Consider the following 8,955-nt stretch of genomic DNA (forward strand, 5'->3'; position numbering starts at 1 on the left):
ACAAAGGAATGCCCATGGGCCCAGACGGGACCCCAAAGAAAGACTTCAAAGCCCAGACAAACAGCTTGTTTTACATTGCCTGACAGACTGTAATACTAAAACAAACTTAAACATAGGAGGTATGAACCTTGACCATCATCAGTGATGTATTCGCCCGGGAAATACTGGACTCCCGGGGCAACCCCACACTGGAAGCCGAAGTATGGCTGGAAGACGGTACCGTGGGCAGGGCAGCCGTACCCTCCGGCGCCTCCACCGGGGCCTACGAAGCGGTGGAACTGCGGGACGGCGACAAGGGACGCTACCTGGGCAAAGGAGTCATCAAAGCCGTTGACAACGTCAACGAAATCATCGGCCCGGAACTCATCGGCATGGACGTCACCGACCAAATCGGCATCGACCGCCGCATGATCGAACTGGACGGCACCCCCAACAAAAGCAAACTGGGCGCCAACGCCATTTTGGGCGTATCCCTGGCAGCGGCCAAAGCGGCGGCCAACTACTGCGGGCTGCCCCTCTACCAATACATCGGCGGCGTCAACGCCAAAGAACTGCCGGTACCCATGATGAACATCCTCAACGGCGGCGCCCACGCCGACAACAACGTAGACATCCAGGAATTCATGATCCTGCCGGTGGGAGCCGACAGCTTCTCCGAAGGCCTGCGCATGGGAGCGGAAATCTTCCATAACCTGAAGGCCGTGCTGAAAGGCAGGGGACTCAACACCGCCGTAGGGGACGAAGGCGGCTTTGCCCCCAACCTCAAGAGCAACGAAGAAGCCCTGGCTGTCATCATCGAAGCCATCGAAAAAGCCGGCTACCAGCCGGGGCAGGACGTCCTCCTGGGCCTTGACGTAGCCGCCAGCGAACTGTACAAAGAGGGCAAATACACCCTGGCGGGCGAAGGAGTCACCTATACCGCCGATGAAATGATCGACTTCTACCGGAGACTGGTGGACAAATACCCCATCATCACCATCGAAGACGGGCTGGCCGAAGACGACTGGGAGGGCTGGGCCAAACTGACCCGGGCCCTGGGCCAAAAAATCCAACTGGTGGGAGACGACCTGTTCGTCACCAACACCGAGCGCCTGGCCAGAGGCATCAAAGCCGGGGTGGCCAACTCCATCCTCATCAAAGTGAACCAGATCGGCACCCTCAGCGAAACCCTGGACGCCATTGAAATGGCCAAGCGGGCCGGTTACACCGCCGTGGTTTCCCACCGTTCCGGCGAAACCGACGACACCACCATCGCCGACCTGTCCGTGGCCGCCAATGCCGGGCAGATCAAGACCGGCGCTCCTTCCAGGACCGACCGGGTGGCCAAGTACAACCAGCTGCTGCGCATTGAAGAGGAACTGGGCCAACTGGCCAGGTATCGCGGCAGGGACGTTTTTTATAACATTAGATAAATGAAACACCCGGACAGTTTCACTGCTTATCCGGGCGGCTAAAGGTTTGACGGTAGAATGATCCCGACCCGAATAACCGGACAAATCCCTTCATAAGTATTTTTAGAAGGGATTTGATTTTTTACTGAACGATAGCAGAATATTATGCCAATTTAGACAAATAGCCACAGCGAAATTCATGTACTTATTCTGCTTTTTAGCTGCATTAATATATTCGAAAACAGCGAACGTTTTTAAAATATTCTAAAATAATTGACACTAGTTGGAAGAAACTATATACTAGCCATAAGGACAAAAGTGCCGAAATTACGGTACTTACAAGTTTATTGTATACAGTTATGGATTTACCCATGGAAATTTATATGAATAATGGAACTTCTGACTGATTACACCATAAATAGTATCTTCGTTACGCTGACCTGTCAGGCAGGTGACTGTGAAAGTTGGATTATCCAAAGGGGCCGGACTAAGACAAGCCGTCCGGTTATAGGACCCGCTGCCATAAGATACACCTGTATTTGTTAAGTTTAGTACAAGCGATCCGCTTGTTCGTTAACCGGTTACATAATTTATTAGGAGGTGAAGCCTCCGTACCATACTTTGAATGGTTCCTTAAAATGAACCGCGCTCCGGATTTTACAATTAATAAAAATTGATTTTAAAATTCCCCACCAAGGGGTTAAGTGTATTTATCGGGGTTTTTTTACTCCCCCGGAAAAGCGTAAATAGGAGGACGGTGTGATGCAGAGATGATAAAAAAGCCTGATAAAACAGGAGCCGTATTAGTGGTGGGCTCCGGCATAGCCGGTATCCAGGCCTCATTGGACCTGGCGGAATCCGGCTACTACGTGTACCTGGTGGAAAAAGAGCCGGCCATTGGCGGGACCATGCCGATGCTGGACAAAACCTTTCCCACCAACGACTGCTCCATGTGCATCCTGTCTCCCAAGCTGGTAGACTGCGGGAGACACCTGAATGTAAAGACCCTGACCAACTCCGAAGTAACGGGGGTGGAAGGAGAACCAGGGAACTTCAAAGTCACCGTTAAAACCAAAGCCCGTTACATTGATGTGGCCAAATGCACCGGCTGCGGCAGCTGCGCCGATGCCTGCCCGGTCAAAGTAGACGACGCCTTCAACCAGGGATTAAGCAAGCGGAAAGCCATCTACAAACTGTACGCCCAGGCCTATCCCAACGCCTACGCCATCGACAGCAGCAAATGCCTGAAATTTAAAAACCTGAACAACGACAAACTCTGCGGCAAATGCTTAAAAGTATGCCAGGCCGGAGCCATCAACCACCACATGCAGGACGAAGAAACCCAAATCGAAGTAGGCTCCATTCTGCTGGTACCGGGTTTTGAAACCTTCGACCCGGAACAACTGAAACTATACAAATACGGCGAACTGAAAAACGTCGTCACCTCCCTGGAATTCGAACGCATCCTGAGCGCATCGGGCCCCTTTGGCGGCCACCTGGTGCGGCCCAGCGACCATAAAGAGCCCGCCAAGATCGCCTGGATCCAGTGCGTAGGCTCCCGGAACTGCCGGATCAACCATGGCTACTGCTCCTCAGTATGCTGTATGTACGCCATCAAACAATCCGTCATTGCCAAAGAACATGCTGACTACGACCTGAACACCAGCATCTTCTACATGGACATGCGGACCTACGGCAAAGAATTTGAAAAATACTACGAGCGCTCCAAAAAACAATACGGCGTCAACTTCATCCGGAGCCGCGTTTACGGCCTGGACCCCGGCGAAAACGACAACGTTAAAATTCGCTACGCCCTGGAAGACGGTACAGTTATTACCGAAGAATTCGACATGGTGGTACTGTCCGTAGGTTTAGAACCCAACAAAGCGGCAGTAGAACTGGCCAAGCAGCTGGGCGTAGAACTGAACCAATACAACTTTGCGGCGGTACCGCAACTGACCGGGGTGGCCACCAACAAACCGGGTATCTACGTGGCCGGCGCCTTCAGCGGCCCCAGAGACATTCCTGAGACCGTCATGCAGGCCAGCGCCGCCGCCGGAGAAATCCAAAAACTCCTGGCGGAAGCCAAAGGCACCCTGACCAAAGTCAAAGAATACCCGGCACAAAAAGACGTGGCGGGAGAAATCGTGCGCACCGGCGTCTTCGTCTGCCACTGCGGCATCAACATCGGCAGCGTCGTAGACGTACCCTCGGTGGCCGAATACGCCAGGACCCTGCCGGGCGTTGTATATGCCACCGACAAACTATACGCCTGCTCCCAGGACGCCAGCGCCCAAATAAAAGAAGCCATTGAACAATACGGCTTAAACCGCATCGTCGTGGCCTCCTGCAGCCCGCGTACCCACGAGCCCATGTTCCAGGAAACCCTGAAAGAGGCAGGCTTAAACCCGCACCTCTTTGAAATGGCCAACATCCGGGACCACTGCTCCTGGGTACACCAAAACGAACCGGCAAAAGCCACCGAAAAAGCCAAAGACCTGGTCAAAATGGCCGTTAAAAAAGCAGCCCTGTTAGAACCTGTACAACCCATCACCCTGCCCATGAACCACGACGCGCTGGTCATAGGCGGCGGCGTGGCGGGTATGAACGCAGCCCTCAACCTGGCCGACCAGGGTTACCAAGTCTACCTGGTGGAAAAAGCGGAAGAACTGGGCGGCATCGCTAAACGCATCCGCTACGGCATGGGCGGCGAAGACATTCAAGCCTACCTGAACCAACTGATTGACCAAGTTAAGAACCATGACAAAATCAAAGTGTACACCGGCACAACCGTGACAGACGTACACGGCTTCATGGGCAACTACGAAACCGAACTCTCCAACGGAGAACAAATCAAGCACGGGGTTGCCATCATCGCCACCGGCGCAGCCGAATACAAGCCGAAGGAATACCTCTACGGTCACAACACCCGGGTGCACACCCTGTTAGAACTGGAAAGCATGATTGCCGAAGGCAAACTCAAGAACTCCAACAACTTCGTCTTCATCCAGTGCGTGGGCAGCCGGGACGACGAGCGGCCCTACTGCAGCCGCATCTGCTGCACCAAGGCCATCAAACAAGCCCTGAAAATCAAAGAAATGAAGCCGGGCGCCAACGTCTACATCCTGTACCGTGACATCCGGACCTACGGCTACTTCGAAGACCTGTACACCGAAGCCCGCCGCAAGGGCGTCATCTTCGTACGATACAGCGTAGACAACAAACCGAAGGTAGAAGAAACTTCCACCGGCACCAAAGTAACCTTCGTGGACCACGTCCTGAACCGGCCCATCGAAATCTACGCGGATATCATCGGCCTGGCCAGCGCCATCGTACCCAACGACAACACCGGGCTGTCCAAACTGTTCAAAGTACCGGTAAACGCTGAAGGCTTCTTCCTGGAAGCCCACCTGAAACTGCGGCCGGTGGACTTTGGCACCGACGGCGTCTTCATGTGCGGCCTGGCCCACGGGCCCAAAAACCTGGAAGAAAACATCGCCCAGGCCAAAGCCGCAGCGGGACGTGCCGCCACCGCCTTGGCCAAACAAAACATCCAGACCGACGGCAAGGCAGCCTTTGTCAACAAACGCAAGTGCATGGCCTGCGGCGTCTGCGTGGAAGTCTGCCCGGCCAAAGCAGCCACCCTGGTCACCGACGAACGGGGCAACACCGCCGCCGAAATCAACCCGGCCCTGTGCAAAGGCTGCGGCGCCTGCTCCTCCTCCTGCCGCTGCGGCGCCATCAACGTCAAAGGCTGCAGCAACGAGCAGATCATCGCCATGGTGCAGGCGGTAAGCTGGTAGACCTGCGGGTCATCCTCTGGGGTCCAGCCTTCAGCTGTCGGCCATCAGCCGTCAGCTTTTGGGGTCAGGCCTTTGGCCGTTAGCCATTAGCCGCTGGCCTTAGAGGGCTGGTAAAAGCCCCGGAGTTGTACCGAACGGACACAACAGAAAGACGAGGTCAGAGCGGTGCGCAGCACCGCCTGACCTAAAGAAAAAAGCCGACCCTGCGGAGACATCGTTACCGCTGAAACAGGGTACCACCGATGAAAACATTAAATAGCTAACCCGGAGGCATGGTGTTATCCGCAGCGAGCGACTTTGCGGAGCGAGCGTGGATAATACCACGCCGGGGTAGCTACCACATAGAACTTAAGACAACCCAAGACCCAAGAGTAACGACCCAAAAACCTACCTAAAGAACTATCTAAAACAAACACCTTAAAATACAAACCAAAAGCACAAAACCAACAGCCAAAAAGCTGATGGCTGAAAGCTGTAGCTGACAGCTGACACAGGAGGGAAGAAAATGGCCGAACAAGAACCCAAAATTGTCGCGTTTCTCTGCAACTGGTGCAGCTATGCGGGCGCAGACCTGGCAGGGGTAGGCCGGCTGCAATACCCCCCGAACGTGCGCGTTGTGCGCGTACCCTGCTCCGGACGCATCAACCCGCTGTTTATCATTGCCGGCCTGAGATCCGGCGCTGATGCAATACTGACCTCCGGTTGACACCCCGGCGACTGCCACTATGTTAGTGGCAACCTGGTAGCCCGTCGTAAATTCGCCCTGTTAAAGAACCTGTTAAACTACATGGGCATAGAAAAGGACCGTGTCAACTTCACCTGGGTATCCGCCTCCGAAGGGGCAAGATTTGCGGAACTCATTACCGACTTAACCGGCAAAGTCAAAGCCATGGGGCCCAACAAGGGACTATTTCGCAAAGCGGAGTGAGGTGAGAGGGAATGAACACAACCGAAAAGATAAGAGAAACTGCCAAAAAACTTTTAGCCGACAAAAAAGTGGACCTGGTGGTGGGATTTGCCCAGGGAAGTCTGCCCCTCCGCAGCACCCCGTACTTTGCCAGAACCCCTGAAGAGGCAGAAAACCTGATCTGGAGCGCCACCTGCGAAAACAACCTGGCCAACTTTCTGAGAAAACGCCCGGAAAAAACAGCGGTCATCGCCAAAGGCTGTGACGTGCGGGCCATCGTGGGCCTCATCAAAGAAGGCCAGATCAACAAAGACAACCTGACCATCATTGGCGTACCCTGCGAAGGCATGGTGGACCGCAAACAAATCTGCGAACTGGTGGGCGGCAAAGACATCCTGGAAGTCACCGACACCGGCGCCGAACTGATACTAAAGGGCAAAGACTTCGAACAGACCGTCGCCAAAGCCGACGTCATGTTCGGCTCCTGCAAGACCTGCCGGTACAACACCCCGGTACTCTTTGACGAACTGATCGGCGAAGCCGTTCCGGCCAGAGAAGCCGACTACGGCGACATCGAAGCCTTTGAAGCCTTAAGTGCCGAAGAGCGGAACGCCTACATCGCCCAAGAAATGCAAAAATGCATCCGCTGCTACGCCTGCCGGCAGGCCTGCCCCATGTGCTACTGCAGCGAATGCTTCGTTGACTGCGGATCCCCCGCCTGGATTGGCAAAAGCGCCAAGAGCGTGGACGACAACGCCCTCTTCCAGGCCGTGCGAGTCTTTCACCTGGCCGGCCGCTGTGTGGACTGCGGCGCCTGCGAAAGAGCCTGCCCCATGGGCATCAAACTATCCCTGTTAAACCGCAAGATGGTCAAAGACGTCAAAGAACTCTTTGGCGCCGAAGCGGGCGTCAGCCTGGAAGACCCACCGGCCTTAAATACCTTCAAGTTCGAAGACAAAGAAGACTTCTTGCTATAGGAGTGAGGTGAAAAAGGATGATCATAAACAAAAACGAAATACCAAGTTTACTTGACAAACTGGCAGCTGAATACCGGGTGATGGCGCCGGTGAAAAAGAACGGCCTGGTGGAATTCGCGGCCATTAAAAGCGGAGAAGAAGCCTGCCTGACCTATGCCAACACCAAAAAACCCGGCAAAGAAATCCTTTTCCCTCAGTCCGAAGAGCTGTTCAACTACACCGTGGATGCTGAAGGAGTAAGGATGCAAGACAACGTTGATCCGACGTCCACCATCGTATTCGGCATGCGTCCCTGCGACGCCAAATCCCTGGTGCTGCTGGACAACGTCTTTAAAAACGACCAGTACGAAGATGTCTACTACCTGACCCGAAGGAATAACACCCTGATCGTGGGACTGGGCTGCAACGAACCGGCGGCCACCTGCTTCTGCAGCAGCATGGCCTGCGGACCCTTCTCCAAAGAAGGCAGCGACATCTTCCTGACCGACATTGGCGAAGCCTATGTGGTGGAAGGTATCAGCGAAAAGGGCAAAGAACTTTTAGCCAAACTTGGCCTGGCCGAAGCCGGCGCAGAAGCCAGAGCCGCTGCGGCCAAACTGCAGCAAGAAGTCAAAGCCGACGGAACCATTAACATCGAAGGGTTGAGCGACAAACTGGGAGGCATGTTTGAACATCCCTTCTGGGACCGGCTGCACGAAAAATGCCTGGGCTGCGCCGCCTGCACCTACCTGTGCCCCACCTGCCATTGCTTTGACATTGCAGACGAGGCCAAAGACTGCAACGGCTGCCGGGTGAGAAACTGGGATGCCTGCATGTTCCCGCTGTTCACCCTGCACGGCTCCGGCCACAACCCGAGACCCAACGGCAAAGCTCGCTGGAGACAAAGACTCATGCACAAATTCAACTACTTTGTAGAACGATACAACGCCACCGCCTGCGTTGGTTGCGGTAGGTGCATCAAAAACTGTCCTGTAAACCTGGATATTCGCCAGGCCCTGGCTGATATCCGGGCATTGGACTAGCGGAAGCGAGGTTGAAAAAAGATGAGAAACCCCTATCTACCGCTGCCGATGAAACTGGTGAAAAACTTCACCGAGACATCCGACAAGTTAATTCACACCTTCACCTTTGAATTCTTAAACGAACAAGATGCCGAGAACTTCCAATACCGGCCCGGGCAATTTGCGGAAGTCATGGTTTACGGCAAAGGGGAAGCCCCCTTTGGCATTGCCTCTTCCCCCACCGAGAAAGGCATTCTGAAATTCTCCGTGGCCAAAGTGGGCGTGGTGTCCACCGCCCTGCACATGCTGGAAGAAGGGACCATCGTAGGCGTCCGGGGACCCCTGGGCAACAGCTACCCGCTGGAGCAGCTGAAGGGCAAAAGCCTGACCATCATCGGCGGCGGCTTTGCCTTCACCACCCTGCGCTCCACCATCCAGTACATCCTGGACCCGGCCAACCGTGGGGACTACGGCGACCTGACCGTCATCTACGGTGCCCGGAACCCCGGCCTGTTGCTGTACAAGGACGAACTGGCGGCATGGGATGCCAGGAGCGACATCAACCTGATCACCACCATTGACCGGGAAGTGGAAGGTTGGACCGGTCGCGTGGGCTTCATCCCCACCGTCACCAAAGAAGTGGCGCCCAAGAGCGACTATGCCATCATCTGCGGACCGCCGGTGATGATTAAATTCACCCTGCCGGTACTGGTAGAATGCGGCTTCACCCCGGACCGGATCATCATGAGCCTGGAAAACCGGATGAAGTGCGGCATTGGCATGTGCGGCCGCTGCAACGTGGGCAGCAAATATGTCTGCAAGGACGGCCCGGTGTTCACCAAGGAACAGCTGGACCGGCTGCCCAATGAATATTAA

General features: G+C 54.8%; 6 protein-coding genes. All 6 read left to right on the plus strand.

All coding sequences use genetic code 11. From position 1 onward, the window contains the following. Nucleotides 1-128 precede the first annotated feature (128 nt). Nucleotides 129-1,412, plus strand: coding sequence for a phosphopyruvate hydratase (gene eno / locus BUB67_RS15425; RefSeq protein ID WP_073240263.1), 1,284 nt, complete (start codon nt 129-131; stop codon nt 1,410-1,412). Between the two features lie 749 nt (nt 1,413-2,161). Further along, the gene (locus BUB67_RS15430; protein WP_073240264.1) at nt 2,162-5,194 is read left to right on the plus strand and encodes an FAD-dependent oxidoreductase; all 3,033 of its coding nucleotides are present in this window, start codon (nt 2,162-2,164) and stop codon (nt 5,192-5,194) included. A 505-nt stretch (nt 5,195-5,699) separates the two neighbouring features. Continuing rightward, nucleotides 5,700-6,122: a hydrogenase iron-sulfur subunit gene (locus BUB67_RS17040; RefSeq protein WP_159431848.1), complete on the plus strand. Its 423-nt coding sequence runs from the start codon at nt 5,700-5,702 to the stop codon at nt 6,120-6,122. Nucleotides 6,123-6,133: 11 nt separating this feature from the next. Then, the gene (locus BUB67_RS15445; protein ID WP_073240013.1) at nt 6,134-7,078 is read left to right on the plus strand and encodes a 4Fe-4S dicluster domain-containing protein; all 945 of its coding nucleotides are present in this window, start codon (nt 6,134-6,136) and stop codon (nt 7,076-7,078) included. Between the two features lie 17 nt (nt 7,079-7,095). Beyond that, nucleotides 7,096-8,100: a 4Fe-4S dicluster domain-containing protein gene (locus BUB67_RS15450; protein ID WP_073240012.1), complete on the plus strand. Its 1,005-nt coding sequence runs from the start codon at nt 7,096-7,098 to the stop codon at nt 8,098-8,100. A 21-nt stretch (nt 8,101-8,121) separates the two neighbouring features. Next, on the plus strand, nt 8,122-8,955 hold the full coding sequence (locus BUB67_RS15455) for an FAD/NAD(P)-binding protein (protein WP_073240011.1): 834 nt from the start codon (nt 8,122-8,124) through the stop codon (nt 8,953-8,955).

This window comes from Desulforamulus putei DSM 12395 (assembly GCF_900129195.1).
GTDB classification, from domain to species: Bacteria; Bacillota; Desulfotomaculia; order Desulfotomaculales; family Desulfotomaculaceae; genus Desulfotomaculum; species Desulfotomaculum putei.

Excerpts from the sequence above, each read along its gene's own strand:
- BUB67_RS15445 (WP_073240013.1), top strand. The coding sequence starts at position 6,134 with ATGAACACAACCGAAAAGATAAGAGAAACTGCCAAAAAACTTTTAGCC.
- BUB67_RS15450 (WP_073240012.1), top strand. The coding sequence starts at position 7,096 with ATGATCATAAACAAAAACGAAATACCAAGTTTACTTGACAAACTGGCA.
- BUB67_RS15455 (WP_073240011.1), top strand. The coding sequence starts at position 8,122 with ATGAGAAACCCCTATCTACCGCTGCCGATGAAACTGGTGAAAAACTTC.
- BUB67_RS15430 (WP_073240264.1), top strand. The coding sequence starts at position 2,162 with ATGATAAAAAAGCCTGATAAAACAGGAGCCGTATTAGTGGTGGGCTCC.